Below are 14,746 nucleotides of genomic sequence, written 5' to 3'. Positions count from 1 at the left end.
CCCGGCTATGCTGGGGATGCAACAGAGCGCCTCGCGGCGCACAGGCTTCTTTCGACGACCCAGCGGCGCCTACTTGGAACCCGCGCGTTTCGGCTTTCCTGGAGACGACTTCGACGTCGATGCCGAGTTTGGCGCCGTGCTCAATCAGGGCGTTCTTGAGACCCCGGGTCGACCCAGGTCTTGGATACCCGTGGCGGTGTGACGACGAGCACTTCACAGATAAGGCACGCAGTCGCCGCTACAGCGATAAGAACTCTCCCGGTTCGAGCCGTTGATAGCGATTGCCGATCTCCTGGGTGAACCATTCGTCAACGGAAGAGAGTCCTCGCTGATTGATCTGGCCCTCGTGTATGGCGACGACATGCCTGGACCGGGTGTACTTGGCGTAGTCGATGGCCTCCGCGGTCTTCATCCACGAGCCGTGGACCGGTGTGAGGAGAATATCGACATCCCGCTGCGGCACGTGCAGTGAGTCACCTGGGTGGTAGCACCTGTGATCCACGATGTATCCGACGTTCACGCAGTCCGGCCTGGTGGCGTACGTCGGCGCATGCCGACCGCCCACCGCTTCGATCTCCATCCCGCCTGCCGTGAAGACCTCGCCCGGATGGACCGGAACGACCTCCAAGTCCTGCACGCGGGCTCCGGCAGGCATGTAGACGGGGATCCCCAGAGTCGACAGGCGCCGAACGTCGATATGATCCGAGTGTTCGTGGGTGACCAGAACTGCGTCGGCGCCATCCACGGCTCGCGGCTCGCTCCACACGCCGGGGTCGATGACCAGCACTCCACCGGGGTGTTCTATCTTCACGCAGGAGTGCGTGTATTTGGTGATTTTCATGGGTCACCTAGCCGTTGCCGTAGGGCGGTCATACGAAATCGTCCGTGCCGTCGACCCGCGACCGGGCCGCCTGCCGACGGTAAAGCCCATAAGCAAGCATCGCCCACACTCCTCCGATGGCGACCTCGCGAATCACGTCATCGAGCCACGGTTGGTCGACGATGAAGGCTCGGATCGCCAGCACACCATGTCGTACCGGCAGGACGGACCCGATCATGTCGAGAGTCCGAGACTGACCCACGGGAATGAGGAGACCGGCCGTCGCGATCAAGAGATACGTGAGACCGTTGGCCACGACGGACTCCGCACGACGGCCAACCGAAGGGGAGGCCGCCGCGAGACCCATGGCCGCACTGGTGACGGTTATGAGCGCGAAGATCGGCAGCGTTGGCAGCAGGGCGAGGCTCAGGTCGGCATTGCCCGTCGCAGGGCCCACGATGGCCAGACACAGCATGGCGGAGGCCATTCCGTTTGCCAGCCAGGGAAACGAGCGCAGTGCGAAGACCCCCGCGACGGGAAGGCCGGACAACTGCAGACGGTGGAACGTGCCGTTCACCTTCTCGATCGCGGGGACGTCTCCGATCGCGGTGACGGTGCTGAGCACGATGACCATCGCGACCGAGCCGACGAAGGCGAATCGACCACCTTCCTCTCCGGCGGTGACACGACCCAACACCGTGAAGAACAAACACTGGAGAAGGACGCGTGGCCACTCGGCTGTGAGGACGACGTGCCACGGGCTGGCGGCTCGGTATTCCAGGAATCCGAGCCGCGCTGTCGCCACCGCCTTCTCAGTAAAGCTCAAGGGTCGCCTCCTTCCTGGTGCGCCGGATCGTACGCTGGAACAACCACGAGCCGAGCAGGCCGTAACCCATGGTCAGTCCCATGGCGAGGGCCAGCGGCACCAGGTCGATCCGGCCCGCAGCCGCGCCGGCCAGGAATTGTTGCAACCACCGCAAGCTGATGCCGTACGAAATCCAGCGCAGTCCCCAGGGCACCATCTCCAGCGGTATGAGCATCCCGCCCAACAAGAACATCGGATACATGAGCGCCGAAGACAGTTGGAGACCGTATCGCGTGATCACAAAAATGCTTCCGACCAGCAGGCCGATGGCCGTCCCGGAGAGCAGGACAGCCACGAGTCCTACGAGGAGCCACACGGGATGAGCCACGACGACCGGCTGACGCAGCACGAGCAGCACCAGCGTCACCGTCACGCCGGCAAGGACGATGGTGGCAAGGCTGTAGCCCAGCCCCTTGCCGATGACCATCAGCCGCGGATCTCTGACACAGGTCAATGAGCGCGCGAGCGTTCCGCCTGAGCGATCCCGGCGCAGCACGCCGGCGGTCCCCCACACGGTCGACGTCCAGAAGGAAGTAAGCAGGACGCCGATGACGATTCGCGTCACCTTCTCCGGCGAAGAGTCGGTCAGAGGCAGCAGCGCCACCAGGAGGAAGGCTGTCGGTTGGACGAAGGCGAAGGTGACAACGGCTGGCATGGCGCGCATTTCGGAAACCTGCATGCGCGCGCTGATCAGAAGCACGTCGAGGGCGGCCATCACCTGTTCGCGTCGGCCGCTCACGTACGTCCTGCCCCGGAGGGCCTGCCGGAGAACGAGGCGAACGCTTCCTCCAGCCGCGCCGGCCGTACCTGCACCTCGACGACATCGCAGCTGTCGAGGAGCGCACCGAGCTGGGTGAGCAGCCCTGCTCTCCAGGTGCGCACCCGCAAGGTGAGCTCGGCCCCATCGCTGACCTCGTCGCATGAGTCGACGGTCACGTCCGACGGCAACACGCCGCCGAGGTCGGGAAGGGCGCCGCGGACGCGGACCGCGATCACGGCTGCGTACCCCGCGTGTCCCACGAACTCGGTCAAGGGCATGTCCGCGGTCACCCGGCCGGACTCGAGCATCACCACCCGGTCGGCCAGCCGTTCGACGTCCAGCAGGTAGTGGCTGGTCAGCAGCACGCTGACGCCTTCCGACCGCAGGCCCGCCACCGAATCCCGTAGTCGATCCGCCTCTATGGGGTCGAGACCGATCGTGGGCTCGTCGAGCAGCAGGACGCGCGGCTGCGCTATCAAGCCGATCGCGATGTGCAGCCGTTGCCGCATCCCCTTGGAGTAGGTCTCGACGCGACGATCCGCGGCGTCGGTCAATCCGACCTGATCGAGCATCGCGGGCACCCTGTGGCGGAGCTCGGCTCGGGAGACCCCGGCAAGCATGCCGAAGAAGCGGAGGTTCTCGCGTGCCGACAGCCGCGTGTACAGGCCCCGATCACCGCCGAACACGACACTCAGCGACGCGCGTACGTCCTTGACGTTGTCCACGACGTCCAGGCCCAGTACACGGGCACTTCCGCTGGTGGGTAGCAGCGATGTCGAGAGGATCTTCGCCAAGGTGGTCTTGCCCGCGCCGTTGGCTCCGAGGAGCGCCACGATCTGTCCCGGCCCGACGTCGAACGAGACATCGGCGAGAGCGGTCACGGCCTTGGGGCCCGTTCCGAAGACGCGCCCGATGTGCCGTAGCTCGATCGCCGGAGCTGTCATGTGCGTTCTTCCGGGGATCCGGTCCGCGTCGCGGCGTCAGTTGGCCATTCCTGGGCATCGTCGATGCCCATGTGTCGCCGGACAAAATCGATCTTCAGCTTGGCCTGGCTGATTCGCTCGTCATCAACGAGCGAGCCGTGCCCGGCGTCGTAACGGTAGAGTTCGTGGACGTGGTCGTGCCGGGAGAGAGCCTCCGTGTAGGACAGGATCTGCCGGATCGGGCAACGGGAGTCGTTGTCACCGGCCAGGATGAGCACCGGGGCGCGGACGGCTTCCACGTAAGTGATGGGGCTGGCGTCGCGGTAACGGCCGGGAACCTCGTCGGGCGATCCGCCGAACAGAGAGCGGTCGAACGCCTTGAGGCTCTCCATCTCGTCGTCGTAGGCGAGGGCGTAGTCGGCGATCGGCACCGAGGCCATGCCGAGCGTCCAGCGATCGGGATAGACGCCTAGCCCGAGCAGCGTGAGAAAGCCTCCCCACGACGTTCCCGAGAGTACGACCCTGTCGGGGTCCGCGATACCCGAGGCGACGAGGTGGTCGCGAACCGCGACGACGTCCTCGAGTTCGGTATGGCCGATCCTGTTCTCCAATGCGTCACGCCACGCGGAGCCGTAGCCCGTGGAACCGCGATAGTTCACCTGGACGACGGCGAACCCGTGATCGACCCATAGGCTGGGCGAGGCGCGGAAGGCATCGATGTCATGAGTGGCCGGACCGCCGTGAACGTCGACGAACAAGGGTAGGGGCCCGGGGAGGATCGCTCCGTCTCCTGCCGTGGGGCGGCGAAGGAGTGCGTGCACCGGCCCGCCGGGACCTTGCACCCACACGTCCTCTATCGGAACGCTCGGCGGCGCCGGCCGGCCCTGAGCCGCCAGGACGCATCCTCCTCGGAGGTCCCGCACGGCCGGTGGATCGGCTGCCGAGGACCACAGTGCCCACACGTCTCCGTCGGGACGAGTCGTGGCTCTCAACACCGTCCCGGTACGAGGGCCCACGGGCCGGAGACCGCGTTCCTCCAGCCTCGTCGTGTAGAGCCTGGTCCGTGCCTGGTGGTCAACCGCAATCAGCAGAGCCTGCCCGTCCTGATACCAATGGGCATCGCGCACCTCTCCGGCCATGACCAGATCCACATCGTCACGGAAGTCGCGGATCGGGTCCCAGATCTGCAATCCTCCCTGGCCGCCGGCCTCGTGCCGTATCAGGAGCCGCGGATCTCCGCTGAGCGGGGCGAACTCAAGAGGACGTACCCCTTGGCCGGCTCCCCCATGGAGTTCCCCGACCACGGTGCCGTCCGTGACACGCAGCACTCGCACCCTCGGATGCCTGGAGTTCCCGTGCTCGCTGTGCGTGATCGCCAAAAGTTCTCCGTCGGCGCTCAGGCAGCCCACGGAGGCACTCATTTCATGCTCATAGAGCAGACGGGAATCCCTGATGACCACATCTCCCGTACGACGCGCCTGGATGAGGTGGATCTGGGAGCCGATCATCTTGTCCGAGAGGCCGACCACAGCCAGCCCGCCCCGGCCGAAGGCGAGACCCGCGGGAAAGGCGGGCCCCAGCCCGGTCGCGTCCTCGACCCGCTCGCCGGGTGCCGAACCGAATGGCTGGCGGCGCCAGATCCCCCGCTCGTCCCCGTCGACGTCGTCGAACCACCAGATCCAGTCACCACCGGGATCGATGGAGGCCAGGCGCGTGCCATGGCGCCGGGCGGTCGCCTGGATGAGCGCATCGGACCCTCGATCCCAGCTGTGTATCTCGACGACCCCTCGTGCGGTGGCAGTGACGACGCATCGGTCGGGCGAATCGGCCGCCCAGGCGGGCAGAGAGACGCGAGGCGCCCGAAACCGGCGCTCCCACCGGGAGACGGATCGCCGATTCGCCAACCGGGGTTCCGAGTCAACCGGAACACGATGGTTCATAAAGCCCCTACGTCATCCTGGTCCACCGCGGCGGTCTCCGATGTCGGGTGCACGCTTTTTCGATCGGCGCCAATTCTCAGATCGCGGGCACACAGAAAGGAGTTCCTGCGCCTATGGCGACAATACGGCAGGGGCCGTGGTGGTCACGTCCGTATGAACTCTCCGACAGCAATACTGCGCTATTTGGCAGAGATCAGCCTTGCTGGACTGCACTCAGCGCCGGATACTGGACCCTGACTCGCGCTGTCGGCAGCTCCGACCAGACGACGTTCAGGGCGACCGGCAGAATTCACCGCCGGCAATTCGTGATTGCCGGAGCAGCGAATGAGGAGGTCAAGTCATGGAAGATTTGATGGAGGATTTGCAGGAGCTGGAGTTCTCCGCTCTCGCTCCGGAAGAGGCCATCGCGCTCGAGGATCGCGTCTACCTGTTCGGGGTTCACGCTGACCGCAGTCGCATCCAGTAGCGGCTACCGGATCTTCTGAGTTCGAGTCGAGCGTCTGGCGGCAGACCAGGGCCTTCCGCCAGACGAATGTAAGGAATAGTTGTGGGTGTGCTGTCCGGCCTTGAAGTGCCGGTGCCGCCGTATGTCGAGCTACCGGCGACCTCGACGGAAAAGGCGGTTCGAAAGGCGGTGGCGACGCTCGATCCGCTCGATCGTCTGGGAAGACCTCCCATGCCACTATTCTTGGCGCTGAGCGCGGAGATAAGCCCCGACCAGTGCTTTCTCTATTTGGGAACAAGCGCGGAATCCGAACGCTGGTTGCAGGACGTGGCCGGCTCGGGGTTCGCGCGGAGGCGTGTCGAAGAACTTCGCACGTCGTTTCTCCGTGCAGGCGTCCAGCACATGCCGGGAGAGCCTGTCGAGCAGGTGACGGCTGCGGTGGCCGCCTTACGAAGCGGCCTGCCCCGAACCGGTCTGACTCTGACGGTCATGCCGCTGGGTTTCGGCCATGGCAGCGGCACCGGATACGCCTATTCCTGTGACCCCATGACGGGACGGCCCGGAATGAGCGGGGTGTTCGCAGCCAGCCGCGCCGGCGTAGACCTGCTCGCAGGGGGCGGCGAGGACCTGAGCGTAGCCGCGTCCGGTCGGCCATGGGCTGCGCAGCTCGGCGAGATCCTGGCAAACGCGGAGGCGCACGTGGGCTTCCCGGTCCGCGTGGATTTCGTGGTGGAGCGAGGCCGGTTGTGGGTCATGGCCGTCCGCCGGGCGCAGCTGCAAGGGGCGGCACGCGTGCGTTCGGTGGTGGCGGCTGCCCGGCAGGATCGGCTCACCGTGCGAGCGGCCTTATCGGCTTTGACCGCATCCGACCTCGCGAGCGCGCTGGCGCCGAACGCGGAGACCAGTGGCTTGAAGCTCGCGGCACGAGGACTTGGCGCGTCGCCCGGCGTCGCCGGAGGAGTGGCGGTCTTCAGCGCCGCTGGAGCCCTCGCCGCCGGAGCGGCCGGCGAACGTCCCGTTCTGATCGTGCCCGAATCCCGGCCGGAGGATCTCCCAGGACTTCTGGCGGCATCCGCCGTGGTGACCGAACGAGGTGGGCAAACATCGCACGCAGCGGTGGTCATGCGAAACCTCGGCCGTCCCTGCGTCACAGCGCTCAACGACGCCGTGGTGGATCGCGATCGAGGCGCTCTGAGGCTCAGCGACGGACGCGTGATCCAGGCCGGCGAGGAGGTAACCGTGGACGGCTCCGCCGGCGTCATCTACCACGGCGGGGTGGATCCGGATCGGCCGGCGAGTTCGCCCGGCGACCCTGACCTCGATGAGGCGATCAGGTGGCTACTGGATGGCGGCGACGACCATTCGCGCCTCGGCGTGCGCGTCAACGCCGACACCGTTGAGGACGCGGTCCGCGGTCGTGAGGCCGGAGCTCTGGGCGTGGGTCTCTGCCGGGTCGAGCACATGTTCCTGGGTGATCGGCACGCCCTGCTGGAGCGCGCTCTCCTCACCACGCGGGGACCGGACGCGGCCGAAGCCCTGGTAGACCTCAGGAACCTCCTCGAAGCCGATTTCACCGCCATCCTCGATGCCATGGACGGTATGCCGGTAGTGGTTCGGCTGCTGGATCCGCCACGACATGAGTTCCTCCCCGACATTACCGATCTGGCTGTTCAGGTAGCGCTGGCCGACGCCGGCAGCGAACCCGTTCCCCAGCGGGAGCGTCTGGCGCTCGCCCGCCAGTTGTGGGAGCACAACCCGATGACGGGCGTGCGAGGGGCTCGCCTGGCGATCCTCTCCCCGGAGTTGACCACTGTGCAGATGCAGGCACTGATCGCAGCGACTGTCGCCGTCCGGAGAGGCGGTGGTGATCCTCGGCCTGAATTGCTGATTCCGATGGTGAGCACCACGGCGGAGGTGACGGCGATGCGGGACCTCTTCACAGCCGTGTGCACGGAGTTGGGGGTGACGGACGAGGCGGAAGCCATCCCGCTCGGGGTGATGATCGAGACCCCGCGAGCGGCCCTCATCGCCCGAGAACTGGCCGCGAAGGCGGATTTTCTCTCGATAGGTACCAACGACCTCTCGTCACTGGTCTGGGGACTGTCACGCGACGATGCGGAAGTGCAACTCCTGCCGTCGTACGTGAAGCTGGGAATCCTCGACGAATCCCCGTTCGAACAGCTCGATGCCGAAGGAGTCGGGACTTTGATCCGGCAAGTGGTCGCGGATGCGCGAGAGGTCAACCCGTCCATCTCCATCGGAGTCTGCGGCGAGCACGCGGCAGAGGAGCAGGCGATAAAGGTCTTCTCCGCCATCGGCGTCGACTACATCTCCTGCGCAGCGCCCCGTATCCCAGCCGCTCGTCTGGCATCGGCACGCACCGCGATCGCGGGGAACTAGGGCGATGGCGTTGGGAATTCCGGCATCGCTTGCCTGCCCGGATGCGGAGAGGCTGGCACTGGCCCACGAAGCGACGCGATGGCTGGCGGCCAGGTCCGGCGCACAAGCCGCCTTCCTCTCAGGGGGCCTGATGTCGGGTCTGGGCACACCCACCAGCGATTTCGATGTCTACCTTGTCGAGACGGCGGACGCCTCGCCGGCGCGCCGTCAACTCTCGATAGACAAGACCATCCGCGTGGACGTGCACGAGGTGCCGCGGCTGGAGCTCGAACGCGTTGTGGACCAGCTGACGGCCGACAGGCCACACGATGACGAGACCGCGTTCCTGTGCTCCACGGCGGAGCTGAAGCTGGCCACCAGACTCTACGCGGCCGAGATCGTCGCGGGGGCGGCCATCGTGACGCCGTTACGTGACAGACTGCGGTCCGGGCATCATCTCCGGCGGCATGTTCTGCAGAGCTGGCTGACCTCTGCCCACTCCGACCTGGAGGATTTCGCGGGGCTTCGGGCGAGCGGCGATCTGGACGCGGCGGCCATGGTGGGAAGAGAGGCCCTCATCGCCGGAGGGAAGGCGGTCGCCGCCGCAAACGACGACATCTACCTGGGACGAAAATGGGTGTGGCGGCAGCTCCGCCGTTCTGCTCCCCGTGCCTTCCCGATGGCCGACTTCCAGCGGCTGTTCAATGGCGACCTTTCCGTGGGGCAATCGGACGATGGCCTCCGCGAACTGGCGGCCTTCACCCGGACATGCCTGGCGGCGGCGGCCACTCTCGGGTGGCACGCGGTCTCCCTCGACCGGTGGGCAGGCTGGCACCGCGGCAGCGGCCCCCTCCATCGAGACGCCGAGTTTCACCCTCGGGCCCACGGCACGGGAGTCGTCATCACCAAACCGGCTGAACGATGGGTGCGACTGCGACCGGACGTCGCTCTCATCTGGGGCTTGTGCAACGGGGTCACGACTGAGGAGGTGGTGGTCCACGCGTCAGCCCTTGGAGAGACAGAGCCGGCGTATCGAGGGCTTACCCGCGACAGATGCCGTCACCTCCTCACACGACTGATCGAGGCGGGCTTGGTACATCACGTCAACGATGTGATCGCATGACTGATCTGAAACTGACCTATGAGCGCAGCGAGACACTCGATCTCTTCCTCGCCCTTCAACGAGATCTGATGGGCCGGTTCGCCTGGGAGCACAGCGTGGTGCCAACTCCTGTGGTCCCGGAGATCGCCCAGTTCCGGGAGGGAATCCGGGCTTGGCAGGCGGGTGGCCTCGACGGGCTCCCCACATGGGTCGCCTCCGCCGAGAGCCCGCGAGAGTTCGTCAACCACGTCAGTGGTGAGGAAGTGACACTGGCCGCGCAGCGGATCGGCGATGCACTGCATGCGGCCGGCCCCATGTTGGCGAACGCTCTGGAATCGCTGGCCGGGTTTCGCGCCGCCGCCGAGGCGGATCTCAGCCGGCTGCTGCCGCTGGATCGGCTCGAAGGTCCCCTTCGGGCGGCCCTGGGGGTCGGCGCGATGCCCTTGTCCCTTCCGGTGTATCTCGTGACCATGGCCCCGCATTCCCCTGGACTTGGCTTCCTCCTGGAGAACGGCAGGCTCGCTGCCGCGTACGTCGACTGCAGAAGGTTCACGCGAACCGTGCTCGCCGATGGCCTCCTGACGCTGCTGGCCTGGGCCTTGTTGAGAGAGTTCCCCAGCCCTCGGAGTTTGACGACTGAACTGAGAGCGCGCCTGCCCGGTGAGGGGCCCTACCATCGGAGGCTGCGGGCGGTGCTGACGAAGCTGCTCATCGAGACGACGGCGGGGAAGCTCATCTCCGAGATCGACCCCCGTCATCGACCCTCAGTGGACGTCTTGGGGACCGCCTGGCGCTACCCTCGGCTTCACGCTGTCGCCAGGCGCCATTGGAGTCTTTACCTCTCGGGACTGGCCGACCGCGACCAAGCTCTGTCCGGCATGGCCGCTGAGATCAGGAAATGGACGCCACGCTGGTACGTCGACCACGTCGACGCATCCGCGCTGGCGGCGGACTTCTATCTGCTGGAGTGGCTGAGCTCGGACGGGGACGTGCAGGCAGGGCAACGCTTCGCCGGTTGGCTCCCGCAACTGGCTCACTACTTCGCCAGGCAGCTGGACCTGATCATCGGGGCGGAACTCGGGCACTACGAGCGGGCTCGCAGCGATGTACATCGCGAGCCGCTGGCGAGCTTTCTCAGGAACGTCACGCTGGGCGACAGCCGGGTGGCCTGGCCGAGAGTCCGAGGAGAGCTGGGGCAGGGTCAGGCACTGGATCTCGCGGCGGAAGCGTTCGCCGGCCCTGGCATCGAGTACGGCGGAGAGGCGTGGGCTCCGGTCGCCACCATGATGGGCCGCTACCTACGGCATGAGCTGTCGCACGCGGTGTTCGTCGATCAGTGTTTCACCCTGGAGCACAACAACGGCTCCCTGTTCGACAAGTACTTCGAGACCGAGAATTTGTTGCGGATTCTCGACGCGCAGGCGGCTGGTGAGCTGGAGACCCTGGCCGAACACGCCTCTCCTGAGGTGCGGCATCTTTGGCACCGCCATCGGCGGCGGCGCCTGATCGAGTATGACCCCCGTTGGCTCGGCATCGATATCACAGCGTACGACGATCCGCGAAGCCCCCATCGGCCCAGTGGAACCGGTGTGGCCCTCGGTGAGGCGATGCCCGGCACTCTGGGCTCCGGGAGTTCCGAGAGGATGCAGGCCCTCCTGCCGGGCGGCGAACCGGAAGGCGGGAGCCAAGTCCGGGTACGCCGCCAAGTCTTCAAGGGAACCAGGCCAGGTTCTCTGCAGCGTTACAGAGAGGCGCGGGTCACCCTGCACACCACCTCGGGTGATGTGGACTTGACCCTGTGGCCGCTCCTGGCCCCGCACACGGTCGACAATTTCGTGCAGTTGGCGCAGGGTACAGGTCGCTGGATCGACCCGACGACCAGTGCGCGGGGCGTCGGCCCCTTCTACGACGGCACCGTCTTCCACCGGCGGGTTCCCGGATTTCTCATCCAGGGCGGCGATCGGACGAGTACCGGCGAGGGCGGATCGGGATATCGCATCCCTGATGAAATCTGGCCGCAGGCCAGGTTCGACCGGCCGTTCATCGTGGCCATGGCCAATACCGGCCCCAACAGCACAGGATCGCAATTCTTCATCACTCTGGGACCCGCCGAGCATCTCACCGGCCTCTACACGCAGTTCGGAGAGGTGACCGACGCTGCTTCGCGCGAGGTAGTCCTCGCGATAGCGGACGCGGAAGAGGCCCCGACGCTGCGGTCCATATCGGCGTTCACCAGCCCGGATCGGTCTTGAAGTGTTGATCAACCGGTTCTGGCCGTATCTCGGCTGGACCCGTACTACACCGTCCTCGACGGCACCCTGATCCCGATCGACCGGCTGGCCGACGAACAGCTGTCAACACCGTCAACAGCCGTACTACTCGGAAAACACCAACGCCCCATCGTCCCACGGGCCATGGGTGCACGCATCGCGCGCGGCCATGAGCTCGGCCTCCGGGCGCTGAACCGTTCTCATTTCAGGTGCGGATCGGGCAACATGCGGAAGCAGGACGGCCGTAGCGTTCTGGCTGCCGTCCTCCGGCCAGGACCGCACACCGGTCACCGTCATCGGGCTGGGCGCTGGGCTTGGTGCTGACAAGGCACCCCTGTCCAGTAGACGCCCCTTGACAATCTGGAACCGCGCAGCCGGAAAGGGTGACGCCCTCGTCGCAGAAGGCGCGCGGCGGCCCAGTGAGCGGCCATCCACGAGATGGACTACCTCGACAACGCGATCATGGTGCCGCCGCCGCTCGTCGGGCACCCGGCTCCGTCCTGCTCTACAGCGGCCACCAGGCCGCCTTCGAACGCCTCCCGCCGGGGTCACACCTGGTCGTGGGCGACCTACATGCCGGATTCCACCCAGGCCAGCAGCGTCGTGCCGGGACAGTCAGTGTCGCCGACCTGGCTGTGGCCGCGCTTGCTGAGCGTGTGGCCGGCCTTGGCGCAGGCCTCGTCGTACAGGGCGCGGATCGACTCCTTGGCCGCCTCGGTCGGCGCGTTCATGCCGATGTACGCGCAGCCGAGCCCGGTGACGTTATTTCAATGCCATCCCGGGCAATGACGGAACGCCCGAAGCGACACTCCTTCTCTGCTTCCGGGATCAGGCAATTCCGGAAGCAGACTCCGGGAGTGACTTCTGGAAACACAACCCGATTCCGAGCAGCCGCACTCCCCGACCCGTACGCCACCGCACTCGAGCGCTCACCGCCGGCCGACTCCAGCAGAACCAGGTACCACTCCCGGCTGCGCACCTACCTGGCCTGGCTCGCCGACCAAGCCGGCGCCAGCGCCCTCGACGGCGACCTGCTCGCCGCCACCGGCGCCGTGCACGACTTTCGCCGGCGCCTGGCCAGGCCGCACCGGTGGTGCTGCCCTTGGATCGGGCGCATGCCCCATGCCACGGATCAAGCTTCGGCTGGCCAGCGGTGCGATCGAGGAAACCGCAGACGTCACCATCACCTTCCCCACGCAGTCCGGCACCGCCGGAAAGCCGGTCGCAGTTGCTTGGCCATTCATGGCATCGGCCTCGGTCTTCGGGGGCGTACCGACACTCGTCGCGCTTTCTGGGATGGCGTTGTACCTGCTCCGCCACTTCCGGAGAGTGCGCAGCAGACTACAGCCGTAGCCACGACCGGGCGCAGCCCGAGTGAGCGGGCAGATGAATCGATCCGGCTTGTGCTTCACGGAACGTGGCTGGAATGGGCCGCAGGGCGGCAGAAGCGTCTTAACTCGGGAGCAGACAAGACTAGTAAGCGCCTGCTGAAGCTGCTGTGGCATCAAGCTGGCGTCGAAGACGTGTACCTTTACCGTCAACGGCTGAGGCCGCGCGGGAACGACCATCACTCCGCTCCCCCGATCCCCACGGCCTACCCAACGTCCTCTTCGGCATCGGCCTCAGGCTGGTGCGGACGAGTGCGCTCCGCCCAAGCCACAACCGCTGGTATTGCGAGCCCCACACAGACGACGAAGGCGCCGAGGCCGATCCATCCCACGGTGCCGGGTTCCAGGACCAGACAGGTACGGGCCCGCGGACGCCGCTAAGGGCTGTTTCTTAGATTGGGTGCGGAGCCAGATGATCAGGGCGGCCAGGGTGACGGGGCCGACGAAGATGTAGGCGCGCTTGTCGTAGTGGGTGGCCACGGCGCGGAAGTTCTTCAGCCGGTTGATCGCCCGTTCGACGACGTTACGTGCCTTGTTGCGCTCGGCGTCGAAATCGGTGGGGCCGCCCTCCGGCCGAGCCGCGCCGGCGCCGGTTGGCGTGCTGGTCGCGGGGTTCTGGAATGGTGTGGCGGAGTTTGCGGCGGTGTAGGTAGAGGCGATTGGCGCGGGAGGAGTAGGCCTTGTCCGCGGTCAGGCTGTGGGGTCGGATGCGCGGGCGTCCCGGCCCGCGCCGGGGGACGCGGTTGTGGTTCAGCACCGTGCGGAACTGTGGGCTGTCGCCGTGCCGGCCGGGTGTCAGGACGAGCGGCAGCGCGCGGCAGCGGCCGTCCGCGGCCAGGTCAATCTTGGTGGTGAAGCCGCCCAGGGAGCGGCCTGGGCATTCCCCGGCCTGACCACCTCCACCAGCCGGGCGGCCGGCGCGGTCAGCACCGGATCGCCCCGCTTTGTCCTGGCGGCGTCCCCCTTTGCCGCCCCGGCGCGGGCGGCGGGAATGGCCCGCGGGGCGCGCCGGCGGCGTGCTGGTGCGCCCGCACCGTGGTGGAGTCCACGGCGATGTCCCAGTCCAGGCGGCCCTCGGCGTCCTGTCCGGCCTGGATCTCGGTCAGCAGCCTCTGCCAGGTGCCGTCGCCCGGCCAGCGGCGGTGCCGCTTGTAGACCGTGACCCAGGAGCCGAACCGTTCGGGCAGGTCCCGCCACGGCAGCCCGGTCCGGGCCCCGTACAACACGCCATTGATCGTCTGCCGGTGGTCGTTCCAGCGCCCGCCCCGCAGGCTACCCTCGGGCAGCAGCGGTTGGAGTCGCTCCCACTCGGCGTTCGTCAAGTCACCACGCCCCATGCACTCATCGTGACAAGATCACCACAATTAGTCAGCCGCTCGCAATCAAGGCACAGCAGCCGACGAAACGGTCGTTGATCTCTACGATCGCGTCTATCGTCCCCGGGGTCAGCCGCCGGGGCGGTGCGCCGCGAAGCCGTTCCTGCACGAACATCACCTCGTCATCCAAGTCGACCACAAGATCGTGCCTGGGCACCGGGAGCCCGCGGTCACGGACATAGGCAAGCGCGTCGGCCGTACGCTTGGCCTCGGCGAGTGAGCCCACGAATCGCGTCACCACGGCTTGTCGGCCGTCCGGCCACTCGGCGTAGATGGCACCGCCGACCCTCCCCTGCAGAGCACGGCCGACGATCCTCAACCCTGCGCCGGTACGCCGGTTGATCGCTGAGACGATCTCGTGATCTCGTGTCGTGGGAGACCTGCTGTCCATATCCGTACCCTTACGTCAGACCGCGATCAGGCGGTCACCCCCTCTGTGCCCAGAGGCCGCGTCCTCGGAGCGGTGTAACTACCTCGA

General features: G+C 66.6%; 11 protein-coding genes and 2 pseudogenes. 4 read left to right on the top strand and 9 right to left on the bottom strand.

Annotation, left to right across the window (positions count from 1 at the left end):
- Positions 1 to 41: 41 nt before the first annotated feature.
- From HD597_RS01385 to HD597_RS01360, 6 genes and pseudogenes are all read right to left on the bottom strand, one after another.
- Positions 42 to 185: pseudogene (locus HD597_RS01385) on the bottom strand (IS5/IS1182 family transposase); the annotation flags it as partial.
- 53 nt (positions 186 to 238) lie between these two features.
- On the bottom strand, positions 239 to 841 hold the full coding sequence (locus tag HD597_RS01380; RefSeq protein WP_253739741.1) for an MBL fold metallo-hydrolase: 603 nt from the start codon (positions 839 to 841) through the stop codon (positions 239 to 241).
- 28 nt (positions 842 to 869) lie between these two features.
- Positions 870 to 1,646, bottom strand: coding sequence for an ABC transporter permease (locus HD597_RS01375; RefSeq protein ID WP_253739740.1), 777 nt, complete (start codon positions 1,644 to 1,646; stop codon positions 870 to 872).
- A complete protein-coding gene (locus HD597_RS01370; protein ID WP_253739738.1) occupies positions 1,633 to 2,424 on the bottom strand; it encodes an ABC transporter permease in 792 nt (263 codons plus the stop codon). The genes HD597_RS01375 and HD597_RS01370 overlap by 14 nt, the downstream gene beginning before the upstream one ends.
- Positions 2,421 to 3,389, bottom strand: coding sequence for an ABC transporter ATP-binding protein (locus HD597_RS01365; RefSeq protein WP_253739736.1), 969 nt, complete (start codon positions 3,387 to 3,389; stop codon positions 2,421 to 2,423). The genes HD597_RS01370 and HD597_RS01365 overlap by 4 nt, the downstream gene beginning before the upstream one ends.
- Complete coding sequence (locus HD597_RS01360) at positions 3,386 to 5,272, bottom strand: S9 family peptidase (RefSeq protein ID WP_253739735.1); 1,887 nt, start codon at positions 5,270 to 5,272, stop codon at positions 3,386 to 3,388. The genes HD597_RS01365 and HD597_RS01360 overlap by 4 nt, the downstream gene beginning before the upstream one ends.
- Before the next feature lie 376 nt (positions 5,273 to 5,648).
- Here HD597_RS01360 and HD597_RS64140 point away from each other — a divergent pair, with 376 nt between their 5' ends.
- The 4 genes from HD597_RS64140 (at position 5,649) to HD597_RS01345 (ending at position 11,486) form a co-directional block, all read left to right on the top strand.
- A complete protein-coding gene (locus tag HD597_RS64140; protein ID WP_276082657.1) occupies positions 5,649 to 5,774 on the top strand; it encodes a hypothetical protein in 126 nt (41 codons plus the stop codon).
- Positions 5,775 to 5,855: 81 nt separating this feature from the next.
- Positions 5,856 to 8,153, top strand: coding sequence for a putative PEP-binding protein (locus HD597_RS01355; protein WP_253739733.1), 2,298 nt, complete (start codon positions 5,856 to 5,858; stop codon positions 8,151 to 8,153).
- Positions 8,154 to 8,157: 4 nt separating this feature from the next.
- The gene (locus tag HD597_RS01350) at positions 8,158 to 9,255 is read left to right on the top strand and encodes a hypothetical protein (protein ID WP_253739731.1); all 1,098 of its coding nucleotides are present in this window, start codon (positions 8,158 to 8,160) and stop codon (positions 9,253 to 9,255) included.
- A complete protein-coding gene (locus HD597_RS01345) occupies positions 9,252 to 11,486 on the top strand; it encodes a peptidylprolyl isomerase (RefSeq protein WP_253739729.1) in 2,235 nt (744 codons plus the stop codon). The genes HD597_RS01350 and HD597_RS01345 overlap by 4 nt, the downstream gene beginning before the upstream one ends.
- Positions 11,487 to 12,073: 587 nt before the next feature.
- Here the strand turns inward: HD597_RS01345 and HD597_RS01340 are convergent.
- The 3 genes and pseudogenes from HD597_RS01340 to HD597_RS01330 all read right to left on the bottom strand — a co-directional run bounded on the left by HD597_RS01340 (position 12,074) and on the right by HD597_RS01330 (position 14,659).
- Complete coding sequence (locus HD597_RS01340) at positions 12,074 to 12,235, bottom strand: N-acetylmuramoyl-L-alanine amidase (RefSeq protein WP_253739728.1); 162 nt, start codon at positions 12,233 to 12,235, stop codon at positions 12,074 to 12,076.
- Between the two features lie 1,056 nt (positions 12,236 to 13,291).
- Positions 13,292 to 14,229, bottom strand: a pseudogene (locus HD597_RS01335) (IS5 family transposase); the annotation flags it as partial.
- A gap of 31 nt (positions 14,230 to 14,260) precedes the next feature.
- The gene (locus tag HD597_RS01330; RefSeq protein ID WP_253739726.1) at positions 14,261 to 14,659 is read right to left on the bottom strand and encodes a hypothetical protein; all 399 of its coding nucleotides are present in this window, start codon (positions 14,657 to 14,659) and stop codon (positions 14,261 to 14,263) included.
- Between the last annotated feature and the right edge of the window lie 87 nt (positions 14,660 to 14,746).

Source organism: Nonomuraea thailandensis (assembly GCF_024172165.1).
In the GTDB taxonomy this organism is placed as follows: Bacteria; Actinomycetota; Actinomycetes; order Streptosporangiales; family Streptosporangiaceae; genus Nonomuraea; species Nonomuraea thailandensis.
Note: the sequence above shows the minus strand (reverse complement) of the source record. Positions and strands in the feature narration are given on the sequence as shown.

Coding starts and splice junctions, on each gene's coding strand:
- HD597_RS01380 (WP_253739741.1), bottom strand. CDS start 841: ATGAAAATCACCAAATACACGCACTCCTGCGTGAAGATAGAACACCCC.
- HD597_RS01365 (WP_253739736.1), bottom strand. CDS start 3,389: ATGACAGCTCCGGCGATCGAGCTACGGCACATCGGGCGCGTCTTCGGA.
- HD597_RS64140 (WP_276082657.1), top strand. CDS start 5,649: ATGGAAGATTTGATGGAGGATTTGCAGGAGCTGGAGTTCTCCGCTCTC.
- HD597_RS01350 (WP_253739731.1), top strand. CDS start 8,158: ATGGCGTTGGGAATTCCGGCATCGCTTGCCTGCCCGGATGCGGAGAGG.
- HD597_RS01345 (WP_253739729.1), top strand. CDS start 9,252: ATGACTGATCTGAAACTGACCTATGAGCGCAGCGAGACACTCGATCTC.
- HD597_RS01340 (WP_253739728.1), bottom strand. CDS start 12,235: ATGAACGCGCCGACCGAGGCGGCCAAGGAGTCGATCCGCGCCCTGTAC.
- HD597_RS01330 (WP_253739726.1), bottom strand. CDS start 14,659: ATGGACAGCAGGTCTCCCACGACACGAGATCACGAGATCGTCTCAGCG.